Raw genomic sequence first — 20,101 nt, forward strand, 5'->3', positions numbered from 1 at the left:
CAAAATAACAATAAGGTTTATACAATAAACAATTGCAAAAAAATAAAATTATTTTATATAAATTAACTATTTTTAAGCCAAATATGATAAATCATATTTAGCTAGTATCATTTGTTTGATCCTATAATTAGTACAATTAAAATTATTTATACTATTACCTTGGAAATAAAATATACATCTTATTCAAAATTCTTTCCTCTTATACCTAAACCAATTTTTTTATAAAAATAACACCTATAATAATTATGTAAACAAAATTTTTATTATTAAATTGGAGGTACATTTAATTATGAAAACAAAGAAAAGATTAATAGTAATTGTTATTATTGCCATAATTGCAATAGCTGGATGTTATTTTTTAACTCAAAGGAGTGAAGGTGCTTATAGTCAATTTGAACATATTACAACTAAAAATATTTTTACTAGAAATGTTAATAATCCCGATAATACGTATTATGTTTATTTTTATAATAATGACTGTCAAGAATGTCACCAGATTGAAGATTTAATCTGTGACTTTGCTAAAGAAAACGATGTATATTTCATTAATACTGAAAATAAAGATCCAGATAATAAAATATCAAAATTTGATTGGAGTGCTTTTAAAACTGAAAATGATATTGAAATTGGACAAGTTGATAAAAATAATAATATTCAATATTATGAAGGTGAAAATGCTCAAAAATATAAAAATAGTACTGAATTAAATCGTTTTAATAAAATAAAAAAATATGAAATAAAAATTGCTGATAAAAACTATTTAAAAATAAACAAAAAAGCTAAAAAGGGGTATGTCTATGCTTCTTTATTAACCCCAGAAATAGATTATTCATCATTACAAATCTATTCTAGCGTAGAGTTAGCTAATCTCCCTACCCTATTAGAAATAAAAAGCTATCATGTTGAAAATTATTATTATGATGTTGAAGATATTAAACAATATATAACTAATTTAAATTAAAGAAGCTGACCAAAATGATCAGCTTCTTATTACTCTTCTACTTCAATTTCATTTTCAGTAGCTTTTTCAACTACTTCAACTGTAGAAACAATATGTCCTTCACTAACTTTAATCAAACGTACTCCTTGAGTAGCTCGACCAGCTGTTTTAACTTGTTCCATTGGTAAACGAATCATAATACCATCATCAGTCATAATTAGTAAATCTTCATTACCATTGACAGCTCTTAATGCTACAATTTGACCATTACGAGCCGTTGTATTGATAGTTTTAACTCCTTTACCACCACGGTTAGATAAACGATATTCATCTAATGGCGACATTTTACCATAACCATGTTCAGTTACTACTAATATATATTGCCCTTCATTATTAGTAGTCATTCCGATAACTTCACTGCCATCAACGTTTATTCCTTTTACACCACTAGCAGTTCTTCCCATTGGTCGAACGTTATCTTCTTTGAAACGTACTAATTTACCATTTGAAGCTGCAATTAAAACTTCATTATTACCATCAGTTAATTTAACTTGTACTAATTGATCATCATCTTTTAAACTAATTGCAATCTTACCAGATTGACGAATTCTTTGGAATTCATTGATGTGAACACGTTTAATTAAACCATTTTTTGTTACAAAGACTAGATAAAAATCATCATTTTCTTCAAACTGTTTACGATTAATATTAATCATTGATTTTACATGTTCTTCTTTATCTAAATTCAATAAATTAACAACAGGTAATCCTTTAGCAGAACGACCAAATTCAGGAATGTTGTATCCTTTTAAACGATAAACTTTTCCAAAATTAGTAAAGAATAATAAATCATCATGTGTTGACATATTAATTAATGAACTAACAATATCATCATTGTTTGTCGACATACCTTTAATACCACGTCCACCACGATTTTGTGATTTATATGTATCTACTGGCATTCTCTTTATATAACCATTATTTGTTAAAGAAATAATTACATCTTCAACTGGAATTAAATCTTCATCTTCTAAATCAAAAGTACCTTGAATAATTTCTGTACGACGTTTATCACCATATTTAGCTTTAATTTCTTCTAATTCATCATGAATTATTGATAATAAACGTTCTCTATTTTCAAGAATATCTTTTAAATCAGCAATTATTTCTAATAATTTATTTAATTCATCTTCAATTTTCTGTCTTTCCAAACCAGCTAAACGTTGTAATTGCATTTCTCGAATTGCTTTTGCTTGTTTATCAGACATATTGAATTCTTCCATTAATCTAGTTTGAATAATTTCTGTTGTTCTACTAGAACGGATCAATTCAATAATTTCATCAATTTGATCTAAAGCTCTTTTAAGCCCTTCTAAAATATGAGCTCGATCTTCAGCTTTACCTAATCTAAACTGAGTTCTACGGCGAATTACTTCTTCTTGATGATCAAGATATAAAGTAATCATTTCTTTTAAATTCAATGTTTTTGGTTCATTATTAACTAAGGCAATACAGTTAGCACCAAAAGTTGTTTGTAAAGATGTCAATTTATATAATTGATTTAAAATAACTTCTGGTTGAACATCACGTCGTAATTCAATAACTACTCGAATTCCTTCACGGTTAGATTCATCACGTAAATCAGTAATTCCTTCAATTTTCTTTTCTTTTACCAATTGTGATATTTTTTCAATCATTCTAGCTTTATTAACCATGTATGGAATTTCAGTTACAATAATAGCTTTTTTATTACCGTGCTCTTCAATTTCTGTTTTAGCACGCATTACAATTAAACCATTACCAGTTTCATAAGCTTTTTTTATCGCACTTTTTCCTAAGATGTAACCACCAGTAGGAAAATCTGGTCCTTGAATATAATTTTCCATCAATTCCATAATTGTAATATCGGGATCTTTAGCTACTGCTAAGATAGCATCAATTACTTCACTTAAATTATGAGGTGGAATATTAGTTGCCATCCCTACTGCAATTCCGGTTGAACCATTAATTAAAAGATTAGGAATTCTAGCAGGTAAAACTGCTGGTTCTTTTTCTTCACCATCATAATTAGGAATAAAATCAATGGTATTTTCTTTAATATCTCTTACTAACTCACTAGAAATTCGTGACATTCTAGCTTCAGTATAACGTTGCGCCGCAGCACCATCACCATCGATAGACCCAAAGTTTCCATGACCATCAACTAACATGTAACGATATGAAAAGTCTTGTGCCATTCTTACTAAAGCTTCATAAATTGAAGAGTCACCATGAGGATGGTATTTCCCCATAACTTCCCCAACAATACGAGCTGATTTTTTATACGGTGTTCCTGGCGTACAACCTAAATCACTCATTCCATAAATTATTCTTCGCTGTACTGGTTTTAAACCATCACGAACATCAGGTAAAGCTCGCGCTACAATAACTGACATTGCATATTGCATAAAAGAGTTTTTCATTTCTGATGTTAGTTTTACTTTTCTTATTCCTCTTTCTTCCATTACTTTTCTCCTTTACTAAATATCTAAATCAGTTACATATTTGGCGTTTTCTTGAATAAATTCACGTCGTGGCTCTACTTTTTCACCCATTAACATATCAAAGATCATATCTGCTTCCATTGCTTCATCTAAATCAATTTGATTTAAAATTCGTCTTTTAGGATCCATAGTTGTTTCCCATAACTGGTCAGCATTCATCTCTCCAAGACCTTTGTATCGTTGAATAGTGTATTTAGCCCCTTCACCTAATTTAGTTTTTAAATCTTCTAATTCTTCATCACTATAACAATAATGTTCATCTTTTCCATGCTTTAAAAGATATAATGGTGGTTGTGCTGCATAAACAAAACCATTTTCAATTAAAGGTTTTAAATAACGATATAAGAATGTTAACATCAAAATACGAATGTGACCACCATCTACGTCGGCATCGGTCATGATTACAATTTTATGGTATCTTAATTTATCAATATTAAATTCATCACCAATTCCTGTTCCAAAAGCTGTAATCATCGAACGAATTTCAGCATTTCCTAAAATCTTTTCTAATCTTGATTTTTCAACATTTAAAATTTTACCACGTAAAGGTAAGATTGCCTGGATGCGACGGTCACGTCCCATTTTAGCACTACCTCCGGCTGAATCCCCTTCGACTATGAATATTTCACATTCACTAGCATCTTTACTTGAACAGTCTGCCAATTTACCAGGTAAATTAGATACTTCTAAAGCACTTTTTCTTCTAGTCATTTCTCGAGCTTTTTTAGCAGCCATTCGAGCTCTTGAAGCAACTATTGCTTTATCAACAATTATTCTAGCTGTATCTGGGTTTTCTAATAAGAATTTTTCTAATTCTTTAGAAATAATATTACTTGCAATTTTTCTTACTTCAGCGTTTCCTAATTTTGTTTTTGTTTGTCCTTCATATTGAGGATCAGGATGTTTTACAGAAATTATTGCTGTCAATCCTTCACGAACATCTTCACCAGATAAAGCATCATCATCTTTTTTTAATAAACCATTATTTTTTGCATAATTATTAATTACTCTTGTTAATGCTAATCTAAAACCTTCTTCATGAGTTCCACCCTCATGAGTATTAATATTATTACAGAAAGAATAGATATTAGATTGATATCCATCGTTGTATTGCATACCTACTTCGATAGTAATATCTTGTTGCATATCTTCCATATAAATAATTTCATCATGAATTGGTGTCTTATTTTTGTTGATATAAGCAACATATTCTTTAATACCACCTTCATAATGATAAACATGTTTACGATTTACTCCATCACGAGTATCTTCTAATGATAATTTTAATCCCTTATTTAAAAATGCTAATTCACGAATACGTTGTCTTAAAATATCATAATCATAAACTGTTCCTTCTTTAAAAATAAGTGGATCAGCCTTAAAAGTTACAATAGTTCCTGTAATATCACTATCACCAATAATTTTTAATGGTTCAACTGGTTGACCACCATTTTCATAACGTTGATAATAAATATGTCCATCACGATGTACATGAACTTCTAACCAAGATGACAAAGCATTTACGACAGAAGCTCCAACACCATGTAGACCACCAGAAACCTTATATCCGCCGCCACCAAATTTTCCACCGGCATGTAATACTGTAAAAATTGTTTCAACAGTAGAAATTCCTGTTTTTGCGTGAGTACCAGTAGGCATTCCACGCCCATCATCAATTACCTGAACAACATCATCATCTTTTAAGATAACGCGAATATGGCTAGCATATCCAGCTAATGCTTCATCGATAGAATTATCAACAATTTCCCATACTAAATGATGTAATCCTCTAATTGATGTCGTTCCAATATACATACCTGGTCTTTTACGAACCGCTTCTAGTCCTTCTAATACCTGAATATCTGACTCATCATAACTATGTTGTACTTTTTCTTCTGACATTATGTAGCCTCCTTGCCACCTGCGATATAGATTTTCTTTGCTTTTTCAATAATTTGATGGTGAATACCATCTATTGAAGTTGTTGTAATAAAAGTTTGAATTTTTTGATTCAATATATCTAATAGCATGTTTTTTCTTGTTTCATCTAATTCTGATAAAACATCATCTAATAATAAAACCGGATACTCACCTATTTCCTCTTTAATCAATTCAATTAAAGCAATCTTCAAGCTGAGTACAATTGTTCTTTGTTGCCCTTGTGAAGCAAATAAATATGCTTCCTTCTGGTTTAAATAAATCTTTAAATCATCTTTATGAATTCCAATATGTGTTTGCATATAATCAATATCACGCTGATGATTTTTTTGATACATTTCTAAAATACTTTCATAGCTAACATCTTTTTTGATAAAACTATGATAAGCTAATTTAATTTGTTCATCATTCTGTTTAGAAATCAAACGATAAACAATAGCTACTTTTTCATCTAATCTTTTAATAAAATCAATTCTTCTTCTAATTAAATCATATTGCAATCTTGCCATCTGTTCATCTAAAACCTCTAGATACTCATCACTTTTTTTCCTATTTTGATGTAACAATTTTAAATACTTGTTTCTTTCTTTAAGAAGCTTATTATACTTACTTAAATTAAAAACATAAATTGGTGAAATCTTCGAAAGTTCTAAATCAATAAAATGGCGCCGATTTCTCGGACTGCCCTTAATTAAATAAAGATCATCGGGAATAAAAACAACTACATTTAATAATCCAACATATTCACTAATTTTATGAATATCCTGATCATCAATTTTAGCTCTTTTAAAATTATTACCTAATATCATTTCTAACTGTCTAGCCTTGTTATTAGTAACAACTTCACCCTTAACACGAGCAAACTCTTTATCAAACATAATCATTTGTTTATTAATATGTGTTTTGAAAGATTTACCCACAGATAATAAATAAATAGCTTCAATTAAATTAGTCTTACCTTGACCATTACTACCAATTAAAATGTTAATATCATGATCAAACTCAATAAAAAAATGATCATAATTACGAAATGTATTTAAACTTAATGAATTAATTTTCATTACTCAATTACAAATGATTCTCCATTAAATTCAACTTGATCATTAGAGCGAAGTTTTTTACCACGACGAGTTTCCACTTCACCATTAACAAGTACTAATCCATCCTGGATAACCATCTTAGCTTCAATTCCACTAGATACACAATTTGTATATTTTAAAAATTGTCCTAAAGTTATATATTCATCTTTTATTTGAATTTTTTTCATGATGTCCCTCTTTTTTTTCATAAATATATTATTATTATAACATAATTTATCCTTAAAATCAAAAAAATAAGCATATAAACGCTTTTTTTTGATTACTAAAAAAATGTTATCTTTCTAAAAAAATTGCTCATATTTAAAATTTATCGGCATATACATAAAACAGCCAGTAAAAAAAGTGCTCTACAAAATAAAAAGCTACATATCGTAGCTTAATATGTTCTTACTGGTAAAACTAACTGGATTAAATCATCTTTTTCATAATCTTTGACGATAAATGGTTTCATAGCACCAGTAAATAAAATTTTAACTTTTGGTTCATTAAATGCTCTTAATGCATCAGTTGCATATTTTGAACTAAATGAAATACTTAAAGAATCACCTTTATAGAATGAACGATCTAAAATTTCTTCAACAGAACCAATTTCTTGCATATATGATGAAAGAATAACTTTTTCATTAGACATATCTAATTTAATAATATTATTCTGTTCATTATTTAATAAAGAAACACGATCAATTGCATTTAATAAATAGTGAGTATCAATATCTAATTCATAATCAAAACTTTCAGGAATCAAACGATTAGTGTCTGGGAATGTTCCATCAATTAATCTTGTTTGAATGATATTGTTGTCAAAAACATAAAGTACTTTACGATCAGAAACATACATTTCAATTAAATCATCACGTTCAATGATTTTAGCAATTTCATCTAATGATTTTTGAGGAATTGTAATATTGAAAGTAAGTTCATCATCTAATGGCACTACTTTTTTAGCTAGACGATAACTATCAGTAGCAGTTACTTCTAATTGATTGTTAGCTGCTTTAAAGTTAATACCAGTTAAAATTGGTTTATGTTCTTTTTCACTAGCAGCAAATTTAGTTTGTGTAATAACATCTTTTAAAGTAAAAGCATTAATTAATACTTTAGTTCCTGTTTTTGATAAATCAATACGAGGATAATCAATAACGTCATTACCATTTAAATCAAATTTAGAAGTTGCTCCAGAAATTCTAGTAAGTGAACCATCAATGATTTCTAATGAAATTTCATCACTATCTATCTTTCTAACAATTTCTAATATATAACGTGAATTTAAAACTACACCACCTGTTTGTTCAATAACTAAGTCATCACTAGTTTCAATTTTAGTTTGAATTGTGATATCAGAATCACTACCAGTTAAAATTAAACCATCAGGTTGTAAATCAAATTTAATACCTGTTAATACGGGTAAAGGACTACGAACAGAAACAGCTTTAGTTGTTTTTGATAAAGCATTTAATAATTTAAGTCGATTAATTCTAAATTTCATAATGACCTCCTTTTGACTTATTATATATATTTATTTTAAATAATTCTACTAGTATTATTAGGATGTGAATTATGTGCATAAATTTAAAAAACGTGAATAATACTAGGTTTTTTGTGTGATTTTAATGTGTCTAATTTATTCCTAATTTGTGCTTTAATTTGTTGATAGCTAATTTATAGTCAGGATCTTTCTTGATTTTATTATCAACTCGAGCACAAGCTTTCATGACTGTAGAGTGATCACGATTACTAAATATTGTTCCGATTTCTGCAAATGTGATATCTAATAGTTCTCTCATTAAATACATGCAGATTTCTCTTGGGGTTGTTAATTTACGAGTTTTATTTTTAGATACTAACTGAGAAATTGTTAAGTAATAAAACTCTGCTGTTGTTTTTAAGATTAATTCTTTTGTTAAAGCTGTTTTTGGATTTTGAACAACTTTATCATCTTTAAATGATTCTAATGCAAAAGCCATATCAATATTATTAGTATGGTTCATAATACTGCAAAAAAATAATCGCTTTAAAGCACCTTCTAGATTACGAATATCTTTACAATAGTGATTTGCCATGAAATCAACAACATCATCTTGAATGATTAATGATGGATTATCAAGATTTTCTATTTTCTTTTCTAAAATTGCTCTAGCAGTTTCAAATTCAGGTGGATCAATACCAAAACTTAAACCTGAGTTAAAACGGCTAATTAGTCGTGATTCAATTCCTTGTAATTCCTCAGGCATTTTATCACTTGTGATAACAATTTGTTTATTATTGTTGATTAATTCATTGAAAATATGGAAAAATATTTCACTACTCTTTTCTTTATTAAATAAAAACTGAATATCATCAATTAATAACATATCCAGATTTTTATATTTAAGGTAAATATCATTACTATTTTTACCTTTCATTGCCCCAATTACTTCATCGACAAATTCCTTACTAGTAATATAACGAATTTTTAATGAAGGATTGGTTTCTTTAGCATAGTTACCAATAGCATTTAATAAGTGAGTTTTTCCTAATCCTGGATTACTGTAGATAAATAAAGGATTGAAATTAGAACCAGGATTGCTAGAAACTAATAAAGCGGCATTTTGGGCCATTCTATTAGAACTACCAACAACAAAGTTATCAAAAGTGAAAGTCTTATTTAAATTATCTTTAAATGGTTGTTCATTTTGAACAGTAATTGTTTTTTTAAAATCTTCTTCACCTAATATTTCTACTGTAATTGGCGAAGCTAACATACCTGAGAGGATTTCTTCAATATCTTTTTGATTATTTTTTATTGTTTCTACATTAAATGAATAAGGAGTAGTAATGACAACCTTATTATCATTAATAGATGATATTTTGGCACTACGAAAAACAGATTCCATAATAATTTTGTCGATTTTACGACTATCAGGCAGTTCTTGTTTTTCTAGTGTATCAAGACATAATTGCCAAATTTTACTATTATCATTCATTTTTTTACCTCCGCAACTAACATTATATGTTAATAAATTGTAAATTTAAAGGAAAAAAAAGAGGCTGGAAAAGTGTTCACAAAGTTATTCACATTAATATTGGCAATTTTGTAAGAAAATAATAGAAATTCACAAAATTCACAACTTTATTTGTGCATATAGAAATATGTGAATGTGAAAAATGTGTCTAAATTAGAGTGCTAATTATCGTATTCATAATAAAGTCACAATCAAGATATTGTAATAATCGCGCTTTTTTTCAAAACTCACATTTATTCACATCAAAAAAAACAGTGATATGACTTTGTGCATAACATGTGTAATAAATTGTTGATAAAGGGGTTTTGTTTTTTGAAAAGTCACAATAAAAATGTCACAAAAAATAATGAGGTGAAGATTAAAAGAAAAAAATTTGATTATTAGCGATGTACTTTTTCGTTAATTTCATTGACTTGAGGGGCTTTTTCATATAAAATGGTGGGGCATATGTTATTTGTATAAAAGTATTAAAATATGGAGGTGTAATTAATGAAAAGAACATATCAACCAAATAAAAGAAAAAGATCAAAGACACATGGTTTTAGAGCTAGAATGGCTACTGTAGGAGGAAGAAAAGTACTTGCACGTCGCCGTAAAAGAGGAAGAAAAGTATTGTCTGCTTAAAAAAATCCACTTTACGGTGGGTTTTTTTTCTAAAAAGTTATGAAAAAAGAATATCGAGTAAAAAAAAATGAGGATTTTAGCCTCATAATAAAAGAAAAACAAAGTTTAGCTAATCGTTCTTTCATTATTTATTACCGAAAAAGTGATTATCCACACGCAAGAGTTGGGATATCAGTAAGCAAAAAATTAGGAAAAGCGGTAGTACGTAATAAAATAAAGCGGCAAGTAAGGATGATGGTGCAACAGACGATTGATTTTGAAAAAAGTTATGATTATATCGTCATTATTAGAGATAAATATTTAAAATTAGATTTTAATTCTAATTTAAATGAGCTACAATATCTATATAAAAAAATATTAAAAAGGATGGAAAAATAAATGGTGTTAGATAACAAAACTAAAAAGATTCTAAAAATATTTTGTTTAGTTTTCTTTGTTGCTATCTTGACAGGATGTACTCAAAATCTTGATAGTAATGGAAATTTAATTGAGTCAAGAGCGATTACAACTTCAACACCTTGGACATTATCTGCCGGGTGGTTTGACTTTTTATTTGTAATTCCTCTAGCAAAAGGGATCCTGTTCATTAACGAATATGTTGGAAACGTTGCCTTTGGGGTAATTGGTGTTACAATCATCGTAAACTTAATTACATTACCAATTATGATTAAGTCGACTGTATCAACACAAAAAATGCAATTATTACAACCAGAATTAGAAAAAATTCAGCGTAAATATCGTGGACGTAAAGATCAAGCATCACAAATGCGTCAATCTGCAGAGATTCAAAATCTTTATAAGAAAAATAACGTAAGTATGTTTGGTTCTCTTGCAACATTTTTAACATTACCAATTATGTTTGCAATGTGGCACGCTGTACAAAGAATTGAAATCTTATATGATACAATTGTTTTTGGTGTAAATTTAGGTGCTCGTCCAATTGAACATATCTTTAGCTTAGATATTCCTTATATTGTTTTATTAATTTTGGTTGCTGTAACACAATTCTTTGCAATGCAAATCAACCAAATCATGGCAAGACGTTCACCAAAATATCGACCTTCAAATCAAATGAAGTCAATGAATACCATGAATAACATAATGACAATTTTCATTATTTATTTATCAGCAACTATGCCTGCTGCAATGTCATTATACTGGATTACAACTAACGTAATTACAATCGTTAGAACTGTATATATTCAATTCTTCCATGTTGAAAAAGCAAAAAAGGAAGTTGAAGCAACAACAACTAATTTCTTAAATAAGAAAAAGTAGGTGATATAAGTGAAAAAACAGTATACTGCCAAAACTGTTCAAGATGCTGTAAATAACGCATGTGAAGAACTAGGCGTTACAATTGATGAATTAAACTATGAAGTAATTAGTGAAACAAAAACTTTATTTATAAAAAAAGCAACAATTGAATGTTACACTATACCAATGATTCAAGAGTTTATCGAAAGTTATATTCGTCGTTTTATCAGTGATATGGGATTTGAAATTGAAACAGTTTCATATCTACAAGATGGTCGTATTTATTGTAATATTAATACAAGCAACAATTCAATTTTAATTGGAAAAGCTGGTGTTATTTTAAGAGCTATTAATTTTATTGTAAAAAATGCTGTTAGTAATACATATAAAAAGCGTTATGAAATTAGTATTGATATTAACGGATATAAAGAAGATCGTTATAAAAAAGTTGCTTCAATGGCAAGAAGATTTGGTAAACAAGTTCAACGTACCAAAACAGATATTAAATTAGACCCAATGCCTGCTGATGAAAGAAAAGTAATGCATCAAGAATTAGCTAAATTTAATCATGTTAAAACTGAAAGTCATGGTGAAGGTAAAAACCGTCACATGGTAATATCTTATGTAAAATAAAATACTTTTAAGTACATGTGTTTGACCAATATTATGTTTTTAATAATATTGGTCTTTTAAATATAAAAAAACACTTGCCTTGCAGTTAGGTTTAAGTTGTATGCTTAAAGTAGGAGGATCAGGATATGGATATAACAGTAAGACAAGATTTATTGGATGTATTATATGAAAATAAGATTATTAAGTCATTGTATAATTTTGATTATCATGATCAAGCAATTATTTCTTTAACTAAAACCTTAATATCATTAGGTTATAGTGATAGTGATATTTTAGATTTGATAGATAGTGATATGAGTCTATTGGATATATTATTATTTCATTATGATTTATTACAAAATAAACAATATGAATGCTGCTGTTTAATCAATCAAATTAAAAAGATGATTAATGAGATAAAGGAAGATGAAAATGGAATATACAATTAATCAGGTTTGTAAAAAATATAATTTAAATGCTTCAACATTAAGATATTATGAAAAAGAACGATTATTACCACCAATAAAGAAAAATACAAGTAATCAGCGAGTTTATAATGATGATGATTTAAAATGGCTTGATATGATTATGTGTATGCGAAATACGGGAATGACAATAGCTTATATCCGCAACTATATTGATTTATGTAAACAAGGGGATAAAACACTAGATCAGCGTTATCAAATATTAAAAAAACAAAAAGAAATATTATTGTTGCAGCAACAAGAATTAAATAAACATATGGATATGATAAATTATAAAATTGACTTTTATGAAAATAAATTTAAATAATAAAAGAAGTGTCAGTTAATAATGGCACTTCTTTTATTGTCCAAAATTTTAATTAAATTAATAAAAGAAAAACCCGCTTTTGTAAATGTATATAAATAACAAAGGAGGTTTTTTATGAAAGAAACTGGTAAGAAGATTTATGATTTTAAAAGTGATGTTCTTTTTAAATATTCATTAGCTAATGATCAAGATCATGACTCTCTTTATTTATTAAAACTGTTTATTGAAGGTATTTTAAAGATCGACTGTCATGATATTAAAGTATTAAATCCCGATTTAAGCCGTAACCATGTTGAAGATAAAGATATGATCTTAGATATTAGAGTAACCGTAGCCTCAGGTAAACAGATTGATATTGAAATGCAAAATTCAATCTTTTCACCAACCCAGCGCCATCGTTTTCAGTTATATGGAGCAAAACTACTAAGCCAGCAGGAAAAAAAGGGAGACCGTTATCAAAACATCAATCCAGTCTATCAGATAATCTTTATCAATGATGTTGATAGTGATAATCTAACCCTATATGATACATATCAAAGCCGAAATGAAAAAGGAAAACTGGAAAAGAACAATCTAACGACGAGAGTCTATGTCCAATTACCATACATCAATGTAATTGAAGAATATAAGGGATTAGATAAGTTCAACGAACTGGAGCTGGCGCTCTATATCTTTGCAAATGGAATAACAGATGATATAATGGGGCTAGAGAAGATGAAGGTGATCGGGATAATGAAAGATAAGATGGAAAGATTCAATCAGGATGAAGAATTAAGGCTGGCAGCATATAATCGGGAATTAAACATTCAAGCCAAAAATAGTGAAATGAAAGCTAATTATTTGCGTGGCAAAGAAGAGGGAATAGAAATCGGTAAAGAAGAAGGAATTGAGCTTGGTAAAGATGAAGGGATAGAAATTGGAAAAGAGCTTGGAAAAAAAGAAGAAAAGAGAAATCTAACTAACCAATTATTTAAATCGAGATACCCAAATGAAGACAGTAGTATTTTAAATGATTTAGAAACAGAAGTTTATGATCTTATTTTTAAAATGTTATTAGAAGAACAATCACTAGAAAAAATCAAGAATGTAATTAAAAGCAGCTTTTAGCTGCTTTTTAGTTTCATTTTTAGTAAAGATTTATTAAATATAAGATGACTATGTTATAATATCTGTTAAGAATGGGGGATTTTAATGGATATTATGGTCGTTATTAACCAAATGATTCAATTGTTTTTAATAATTGGACTTGGTTATTTTATGCAAAAAAAGAACATATTAAATGATGAATTAAATAGTAAATTAAATTATATTGTTATTTCTATAACAACACCAGCAATGATATTTTCTTCAGTTTGTTTTACAACAATTACTGATAAAAGTATGGTTATTTATACATTAGGTGTTGCAACTGCTGTTTATTTATTATTACCAGTAATAAGCTTTATTCTTGTAAAAATAATGCGGATTCCCTTGCCACAACAAGGACTTTATATGTTCATGACAATCTTTTCTAATATAGGATTTATGGGATTTCCAATTATGAAGGCTTTATTTGGAAATGATGCGGTTTTTTATACAGCACTATTTAATATTTTATTTAATCTGGAGGTATTTACATTAGGCGTTATTTTAATCAACTATGGAAATGACGTTAAAATGAAATTAAATCCTAAAAATCTATTATCACCAGGAGTAATTTCATCTGTGATTGCCATCTTTATTTATTTTTTAGAAATACCAGTTCCTGATGTACTTGCAAATTGTTGTGAGATGGTTGGTGATATGACTACTCCACTAGCAATGATGATTATTGGAGCTACTCTTGCTAATATAAAAATTAAGGATTTATTTACAGAACTAAGATTATATTATTTTACAGTAGTAAAACAAGTAGTATTACCAATCGTTGTATTCCCAATCATTGCATATTTTATTTCTGATCCATTAATTCAAGGAATTACATTAATTAATATTGCAATGCCAGTTGGAAATAGTGCAGTTTTGTTCGCTAAACAATATGGTGGGGATGTTGAATTAGCAGCTAAAAGCATTTTTATTACAACACTAGTAAGTGTCTTTACAATTCCATTAATAGTTTCATTATTATTGATATAAACACATGAATTAACATGTGTTTATTTTTTTACGTCAATATTATGTTTTTACACATATTGTGTACATATTTAAATATCTGATTTACAATAGTAGACAAAATATCGTTCTTCTTATAAAATTTGTTAATAATTTTATATATTAATTATTTTGTGCTAATCAAAATTTAGTTGATTAAATCAGTGTATTTTAAAGAAAGGTGAAGGTTAATGGAAGTAAATATTGCAATATGTGATGATGAAAAAGAATATGTTAAAGAGATAATTGATTATTTAGAAAAATGTTCTTGGAAAAGAAATAATAAATTTATTTATCATGTATTTTATAGTGGTGAAGAATTATTAAATAGTAAGAAAGTCTTTGATTTAATTATTTTAGATATAAAAATGGGAAATATTTCAGGAGTAAATGTTAAAGATATTTTTTATAACCGAAATAATCAATCAAGAATTATCTTTTTAACTAACTATGATGAGTATATGGAAGATTCATTTGGTAGAAATGTTTATGGTTATATAAATAAAAGTAAAATTGACAAATTAGAAATTCCATTAACAAAAATTTATAAAGAATTACTAGAAAATAGAACTGTTGTTATAAATAATAATATAATAAATTTATATAAAGTTTATTATGTAAGAGCAGATGGTCCATATATCAATATTCATTATGAAAATGATTATGATATTTATCGGATGACTTTAAGTGATTTTGCAACTAGAATTTCTAATCCTAATTTTATTAGAACTCATAAATCATATTTAGTAAATATGCGCTACATAAAGAATATAGATCAACGCATTATTATTTTAGATAACGATGTAAATGTAAGTATATCACACGGGAAAAGAAGCGATGTCATGAAAACTTATCATCATTATTTAATGGAGAATATTTCATATGACTAATTGGCTAATACTATTAATAAAACAATTTATTGATATCATTAAATATTTATTAGTAGCAGATGCTTTATTTGATTTAGAATATGATAAAAATAAAAAGTTAAAAGAAATATTAGCTTTATCAATAATAATCATACTAGTTTATCTAGTCTTATTTGAACATATTGTAGATATTTGGATAGAATTAAATGTAGTAATATGTTTTCTATATCTTTTTATAATTTATAGGGATAATAATATATTTAATAATATAAAAGTAGTAGCAATAGTAATGTTCATTGAAACTGTTATGGAACAATTTATAAGCTTATTTTCTAAGTATAACATTAATAAAATTGATTATTCTGAAGTATTCATTTCAAATATATTCAAATTTTTTGTTATTTCTGTCATAACACTAATTATTAATATTATAAAGAGCAAAAAGAATATAAATTTCAATTTTAATAACATATCTGCATATATTTATATGAATATTGTATTTGGATTTAGTGCAACGTTTTTTCCACTATATATTGTAATAGTATATAAAAATATGATTAATTTAAAAATTAATATATTAATAACAATTATTGCTTGTGTAAATATTGTTGTTTCAACTATTTCAATTAATATTTTCATTAAAAATAAAAATGAAAAAGATAAATATTATTTAGAAAGTATTCTTAAAGATGAAACGTTAAAATTACAAGAAGAATATTATCAAAAATTAATAGATAACTATGCTGGGTTAAGAAATTTTAGACATGATATTAAAGCACATTACCATGTACTCTATAAACTATTAGAGAATAATGAACATGATGATGCAAAAATATACTTAGAAAATATTTTTGAAAAGATTAGTACGGTTGATGTATATAGCACTAATAATCTTTATATTTCAAGTATATTAAATTCTTTTGATCAGACTTTTAAAGATAATCAGATAAATTTTGATTTTTCATATAATGTAAATAGTGTTATAAATATTGATAATATGGATATTTGTTCATTATTTTATAATTTAGTTATTAATGCAATAGAAGCCAACTTAAAACTTTCCAATAATCGATATATCATCTTAAATGTAGTTAACATTAAAAATAATCTTCTAATAAAAATATCAAATCCAATTGATGACATCAAAGAAATTGAATATATTCAAGAAAGAAAAAGTTCCAAAAATGATGCAGAAAATCATGGTATTGGTTTACAGAAAATAGATGAAATTGTAGCTAAATATAATGGTAAAAATGAATATAAAGTAGAAGACAATTGTTTAATAAATCAAATTGTCTTATTAAATATCCTTGAGTTTTAAGATAAATACAATTTAAATATAATAAATACACTAATCAAAAAAACATTGATTTAATCATTATTATTTTCCTCGTAAAAGGAGGAAAATAATAATGACTACATATAATTTATGGGATTTGATTTATAAATGGTTATTTGGAAAATAAAAATACATACAAACAATAAAATTTTTTATTAAATTTTATGTTTATTGAGTTTTTATTAATTTGTGGCAAATATCAAAAAGAGATTTCTTAAATTACCCTGTTTTCCGGTAAAGAAAGAAATCTCTTATTTTTAAGCAAGAATCGAATAAAATCTATATCTATATTTTTTATTAATTATTCTTTTCTACACCAAAGACAATATTAGCGCTTTTACGAGCTTGAGTAAGTACATCCATTACAATATATGAATGTTCTAACATTTTATTACAAGCCTTGAAATCAAGATTATCAATATAAGTTGTAAATGCTTTAAACTCGCTATATAAACGATGATAATTACCAGTATCAATCCGTTCGCTATTTTCAGTATTTTTTAAAATTTGCACATCACTTAGTACACTTACAGGACCATCAATTTTTATACAGCCCTTGTCACCTTGAATAGTTGTTGAAATAGGAGCACTACAATCTTTAGCAGCAATGCATACTGCTTCAAAATTTGGATAGTTTAGACATAAAACTCCAGAAGTATCAATGTCATGTTCAATATTGGCATAATAATGAACGTGTTCTGGTTTACCAAATAATCCAACTACAAAATGAATATTATAAACATTTAAATCCATTAAAGCTCCGCCTGATTTGTTTACATCAAATGCTGGTAAAATTATTCCTTTTTTAAAGTCATCATAACGTGAAGAATATTGAGAGAAGTTACATGAAACAATACTTATTTTACCAATTGATGGTAATTGTTTTTTTATTTTTTTGTATGCAGGTAAGTATTGATTAGTAATTGCTTCAAATAGTAAACAGTTATTTTGTTTTGATAGTGTTATTAGTTCTTTTAGTTCATCTAAATTAGATGTAAATGGTTTTTCACAAATAACATGTTTTTTGTGATTTAGTGCTTTTTTTGTAAATTCAAAATGAAGATGATTAGGTACTGCAATATATACGGTATCAATATTATCATCATTTAATAATTCATCATAATCATAATATGTTTTGTTGATATTATATTTATTAGCTAAGAAATTTATTTTTTCTATAGATTCTTTTCGACCTAAAATGGCTTCTAATTTCATATCATCAATTAAATCTGCGATAGTGAGAAAATCTTGAACGATCATGCCACTTCCAATAATTCCTAAATTCATATTAACCTCCTCCAATAGTTAATTTATATAATTATTATAACATTGATTGGGTATATTAATTAATAATAATTTATGATAAAATACAAAGGATAAAGGAAGGTGATAATGTGAATGATGATATTATTGTAGCAATTGCAACTAGTAGATTGGAAGCTGCTATTTCAATAATTAGAGTAAGTGGACCTGATTGTATTGCTTTTGTACAAAAGTTTTTCACAGGAAAAATTTTAGAAAAACCAAGTCATACAATTAATTATGGTTTTATTATAGATGAAGGAAAGAAAATAGATGAGGTTTTGGTTAATATCTATCGTGGTAAAAGAACTTTCACTGGTGAAGAAATGGTAGAGATTAACTGTCATGGTGGTGTTTATATTACTTCTAAGGTATTAGAAGTATGTATAAAAAATGGTGCTAGAATGGCAGAACGTGGTGAATTTAGTAAACGTGCTTTTTTAAATGGGCGAATTGATTTATCACAAGCTGAAGCTATTAGTGACATTATTACAGCTAAAAATAGTTATGCTACTGATTTAGCGTTAAAGGGAATCACTGGAAATATTAGTAATTTTATTGAAACATTAAAAGAGGATTTGATTCAAATAATTACGCAAATTGAAGTAAATATTGATTATCCTGAATATGATGATGTTGAAGAATTGACGGCTTCTTCTTTATTACCTAGAAGTAGTGATTTATTAGCTAAAATGAATGAAATCTTAGAAAATTCAAAGAATATTAAGTTAATTAAAGAAGGAATTAAGACTGTTATTATTGGTCGACCTAATGTTGGAAAAAGTAGTTTATTAAATGCTTTATTGGATGAAGATAAAGCAATTGTTACTGATATTGCTGGAACGACAAGAGATATCGTTGAAGGAAGTATTAGTATAGATGGTATTGTTTTGAATATGATTGATACTGCTGGTATTAGAGAAACTGATGATATTATTGAAAGCATTGGGGTTGAAAAATCAAAGGAATTAGTTCATCAGGCTGATTTGGTTTTATTAGTAATTGATGGTAGTCAGGAATTAAGCGATGAAGATAAACAGTTATTAGAACTTACAAAAGATGCTACAAGGATTATTGTAATCAATAAAATTGATCAAGGTATCAAAGTTGATCTACAAGGAGTAAAAATAAGTGCTAAAGATAATCAAATTGGTGATTTAGTAGCTGAAATTAAAACAATGTTTGAACTAGGTAAGATTATTGATAATAATGATTATATTTTAACTAATGCTAGACAAACGATGTTATTGCAACGTGCTAGTCAGTCATTAAATCAAGCAGTTGATGCAATGAAATTAAGTGTACCAACAGATTTAATAGTTACTGATTTGTATGAATGTTGGAATAATTTAAAAGAAATATTGGGAGAGAAAGCAAAAGAAGATTTATTAGATGAATTATTTAAACGCTTTTGTATAGGTAAGTAGAATGGATAAAAATAAGATTTTAGAGTTTAAATTTTTAAATATAGCAAAATATTCGGGAATAGTAGCAGCAATTTCATTTGTATTATTTTTGATTATTAATGCTTTTAATACAGGCAGTAATGTCCTTTTTATAATTAGCTATGTTTTATTAATGGTTGCAATTGTTGGTGCTATTCAAGGAATATGTTTGTTTGTAATTGGTAATTATTTTGGAAAAAAGTAAGTG

20 protein-coding genes are annotated in these 20,101 nt (G+C 27.0%); 13 read left to right on the plus strand and 7 right to left on the minus strand.

What is annotated here, in order from left to right:
* The first annotated feature begins 289 nt into the window (after positions 1-289).
* Complete coding sequence (locus tag ABGT36_RS13865) at positions 290-961, plus strand: hypothetical protein (RefSeq protein WP_296882837.1); 672 nt, start codon at positions 290-292, stop codon at positions 959-961.
* 29 nt (positions 962-990) lie between these two features.
* On the opposite strand, the gene gyrA is transcribed toward ABGT36_RS13865, so the two are convergent.
* From gyrA to dnaA, 6 genes are all read right to left on the minus strand, one after another.
* Positions 991-3,444 (minus strand): DNA gyrase subunit A, encoded by a 2,454-nt coding sequence (gene gyrA / locus ABGT36_RS13870; RefSeq protein ID WP_087301937.1) that lies wholly within the window; start codon positions 3,442-3,444, stop codon positions 991-993.
* A gap of 15 nt (positions 3,445-3,459) precedes the next feature.
* Positions 3,460-5,385 (minus strand): DNA topoisomerase (ATP-hydrolyzing) subunit B, encoded by a 1,926-nt coding sequence (gyrB, locus tag ABGT36_RS13875; RefSeq protein ID WP_346678527.1) that lies wholly within the window; start codon positions 5,383-5,385, stop codon positions 3,460-3,462.
* On the minus strand, positions 5,385-6,482 hold the full coding sequence (recF, locus tag ABGT36_RS13880; protein WP_300077431.1) for a DNA replication/repair protein RecF: 1,098 nt from the start codon (positions 6,480-6,482) through the stop codon (positions 5,385-5,387). The genes gyrB and recF overlap by 1 nt, the downstream gene beginning before the upstream one ends.
* Complete coding sequence (gene yaaA / locus ABGT36_RS13885; RefSeq protein WP_087301931.1) at positions 6,482-6,688, minus strand: S4 domain-containing protein YaaA; 207 nt, start codon at positions 6,686-6,688, stop codon at positions 6,482-6,484. Before yaaA ends, recF begins: the two co-directional genes overlap by 1 nt.
* Before the next feature lie 209 nt (positions 6,689-6,897).
* On the minus strand, positions 6,898-8,007 hold the full coding sequence (dnaN, locus tag ABGT36_RS13890) for a DNA polymerase III subunit beta (RefSeq protein ID WP_087301929.1): 1,110 nt from the start codon (positions 8,005-8,007) through the stop codon (positions 6,898-6,900).
* A 130-nt stretch (positions 8,008-8,137) separates the two neighbouring features.
* On the minus strand, positions 8,138-9,484 hold the full coding sequence (dnaA, locus tag ABGT36_RS13895) for a chromosomal replication initiator protein DnaA (RefSeq protein ID WP_087301927.1): 1,347 nt from the start codon (positions 9,482-9,484) through the stop codon (positions 8,138-8,140).
* Positions 9,485-10,012: 528 nt separating this feature from the next.
* Between dnaA and rpmH the strand changes: the two genes are divergently transcribed.
* From rpmH to ABGT36_RS13945, 10 genes are all read left to right on the plus strand, one after another.
* Positions 10,013-10,147, plus strand: a complete 135-nt coding sequence (rpmH, locus tag ABGT36_RS13900; protein ID WP_003535525.1) for a 50S ribosomal protein L34 — start codon at positions 10,013-10,015, stop codon at positions 10,145-10,147.
* Between the two features lie 39 nt (positions 10,148-10,186).
* The gene (rnpA, locus tag ABGT36_RS13905) at positions 10,187-10,525 is read left to right on the plus strand and encodes a ribonuclease P protein component (RefSeq protein WP_346678531.1); all 339 of its coding nucleotides are present in this window, start codon (positions 10,187-10,189) and stop codon (positions 10,523-10,525) included.
* A complete protein-coding gene (yidC, locus tag ABGT36_RS13910; protein ID WP_087301922.1) occupies positions 10,526-11,425 on the plus strand; it encodes a membrane protein insertase YidC in 900 nt (299 codons plus the stop codon).
* Positions 11,426-11,434: 9 nt separating this feature from the next.
* Positions 11,435-12,037, plus strand: a complete 603-nt coding sequence (gene jag / locus ABGT36_RS13915) for an RNA-binding cell elongation regulator Jag/EloR (RefSeq protein ID WP_087301920.1) — start codon at positions 11,435-11,437, stop codon at positions 12,035-12,037.
* A 125-nt stretch (positions 12,038-12,162) separates the two neighbouring features.
* The gene (locus tag ABGT36_RS13920; RefSeq protein WP_087301917.1) at positions 12,163-12,465 is read left to right on the plus strand and encodes a hypothetical protein; all 303 of its coding nucleotides are present in this window, start codon (positions 12,163-12,165) and stop codon (positions 12,463-12,465) included.
* Positions 12,449-12,808 carry a MerR family transcriptional regulator gene (locus tag ABGT36_RS13925; protein WP_346678534.1) on the plus strand — a complete coding sequence of 120 codons (360 nt, stop codon included), beginning with the start codon at positions 12,449-12,451 and terminating at the stop codon, positions 12,806-12,808. Before ABGT36_RS13920 ends, ABGT36_RS13925 begins: the two co-directional genes overlap by 17 nt.
* A 114-nt stretch (positions 12,809-12,922) precedes the next feature.
* Positions 12,923-13,915: a PD-(D/E)XK nuclease family transposase gene (locus tag ABGT36_RS13930; protein WP_346678536.1), complete on the plus strand. Its 993-nt coding sequence runs from the start codon at positions 12,923-12,925 to the stop codon at positions 13,913-13,915.
* An 84-nt stretch (positions 13,916-13,999) separates the two neighbouring features.
* Positions 14,000-14,923: an AEC family transporter gene (locus ABGT36_RS13935; RefSeq protein WP_346678537.1), complete on the plus strand. Its 924-nt coding sequence runs from the start codon at positions 14,000-14,002 to the stop codon at positions 14,921-14,923.
* 206 nt (positions 14,924-15,129) lie between these two features.
* On the plus strand, positions 15,130-15,828 hold the full coding sequence (locus ABGT36_RS13940) for a LytTR family DNA-binding domain-containing protein (RefSeq protein ID WP_346678539.1): 699 nt from the start codon (positions 15,130-15,132) through the stop codon (positions 15,826-15,828).
* On the plus strand, positions 15,821-17,128 hold the full coding sequence (locus ABGT36_RS13945) for a GHKL domain-containing protein (RefSeq protein WP_346678540.1): 1,308 nt from the start codon (positions 15,821-15,823) through the stop codon (positions 17,126-17,128). Before ABGT36_RS13940 ends, ABGT36_RS13945 begins: the two co-directional genes overlap by 8 nt.
* Positions 17,129-17,443: 315 nt before the next feature.
* On the opposite strand, the gene ABGT36_RS13950 is transcribed toward ABGT36_RS13945, so the two are convergent.
* Positions 17,444-18,433, minus strand: a complete 990-nt coding sequence (locus tag ABGT36_RS13950; protein ID WP_346678542.1) for a Gfo/Idh/MocA family oxidoreductase — start codon at positions 18,431-18,433, stop codon at positions 17,444-17,446.
* A gap of 107 nt (positions 18,434-18,540) precedes the next feature.
* On the opposite strand from ABGT36_RS13950, the gene mnmE reads away from it, so the two are divergent.
* Both mnmE and ABGT36_RS13960 read left to right on the plus strand, forming a co-directional pair.
* Complete coding sequence (gene mnmE / locus ABGT36_RS13955) at positions 18,541-19,875, plus strand: tRNA uridine-5-carboxymethylaminomethyl(34) synthesis GTPase MnmE (protein ID WP_308698653.1); 1,335 nt, start codon at positions 18,541-18,543, stop codon at positions 19,873-19,875.
* A gap of 1 nt (position 19,876) precedes the next feature.
* Positions 19,877-20,098, plus strand: coding sequence for a hypothetical protein (locus ABGT36_RS13960; protein ID WP_087301837.1), 222 nt, complete (start codon positions 19,877-19,879; stop codon positions 20,096-20,098).
* Positions 20,099-20,101: the final 3 nt, after the last annotated feature.

The organism is Erysipelatoclostridium sp. An173, assembly GCF_963931465.1.
Taxonomy (GTDB): domain Bacteria; phylum Bacillota_I; class Bacilli_A; order Erysipelotrichales; family Coprobacillaceae; genus Thomasclavelia; species Thomasclavelia merdavium.

Coding starts and splice junctions, on each gene's coding strand:
- dnaN (WP_087301929.1), bottom strand. CDS start 8,007: ATGAAATTTAGAATTAATCGACTTAAATTATTAAATGCTTTATCAAAA.
- ABGT36_RS13950 (WP_346678542.1), bottom strand. CDS start 18,433: ATGAATTTAGGAATTATTGGAAGTGGCATGATCGTTCAAGATTTTCTC.
- ABGT36_RS13940 (WP_346678539.1), top strand. CDS start 15,130: ATGGAAGTAAATATTGCAATATGTGATGATGAAAAAGAATATGTTAAA.
- gyrB (WP_346678527.1), bottom strand. CDS start 5,385: ATGTCAGAAGAAAAAGTACAACATAGTTATGATGAGTCAGATATTCAG.
- recF (WP_300077431.1), bottom strand. CDS start 6,482: ATGAAAATTAATTCATTAAGTTTAAATACATTTCGTAATTATGATCAT.
- rnpA (WP_346678531.1), top strand. CDS start 10,187: ATGAAAAAAGAATATCGAGTAAAAAAAAATGAGGATTTTAGCCTCATA.
- gyrA (WP_087301937.1), bottom strand. CDS start 3,444: ATGGAAGAAAGAGGAATAAGAAAAGTAAAACTAACATCAGAAATGAAA.
- dnaA (WP_087301927.1), bottom strand. CDS start 9,484: ATGAATGATAATAGTAAAATTTGGCAATTATGTCTTGATACACTAGAA.
- yidC (WP_087301922.1), top strand. CDS start 10,526: ATGGTGTTAGATAACAAAACTAAAAAGATTCTAAAAATATTTTGTTTA.
- rpmH (WP_003535525.1), top strand. CDS start 10,013: ATGAAAAGAACATATCAACCAAATAAAAGAAAAAGATCAAAGACACAT.
- yaaA (WP_087301931.1), bottom strand. CDS start 6,688: ATGAAAAAAATTCAAATAAAAGATGAATATATAACTTTAGGACAATTT.
- ABGT36_RS13925 (WP_346678534.1), top strand. CDS start 12,449: ATGGAATATACAATTAATCAGGTTTGTAAAAAATATAATTTAAATGCT.
- ABGT36_RS13960 (WP_087301837.1), top strand. CDS start 19,877: ATGGATAAAAATAAGATTTTAGAGTTTAAATTTTTAAATATAGCAAAA.
- ABGT36_RS13935 (WP_346678537.1), top strand. CDS start 14,000: ATGGATATTATGGTCGTTATTAACCAAATGATTCAATTGTTTTTAATA.
- ABGT36_RS13920 (WP_087301917.1), top strand. CDS start 12,163: ATGGATATAACAGTAAGACAAGATTTATTGGATGTATTATATGAAAAT.
- ABGT36_RS13945 (WP_346678540.1), top strand. CDS start 15,821: ATGACTAATTGGCTAATACTATTAATAAAACAATTTATTGATATCATT.
- ABGT36_RS13865 (WP_296882837.1), top strand. CDS start 290: ATGAAAACAAAGAAAAGATTAATAGTAATTGTTATTATTGCCATAATT.
- ABGT36_RS13930 (WP_346678536.1), top strand. CDS start 12,923: ATGAAAGAAACTGGTAAGAAGATTTATGATTTTAAAAGTGATGTTCTT.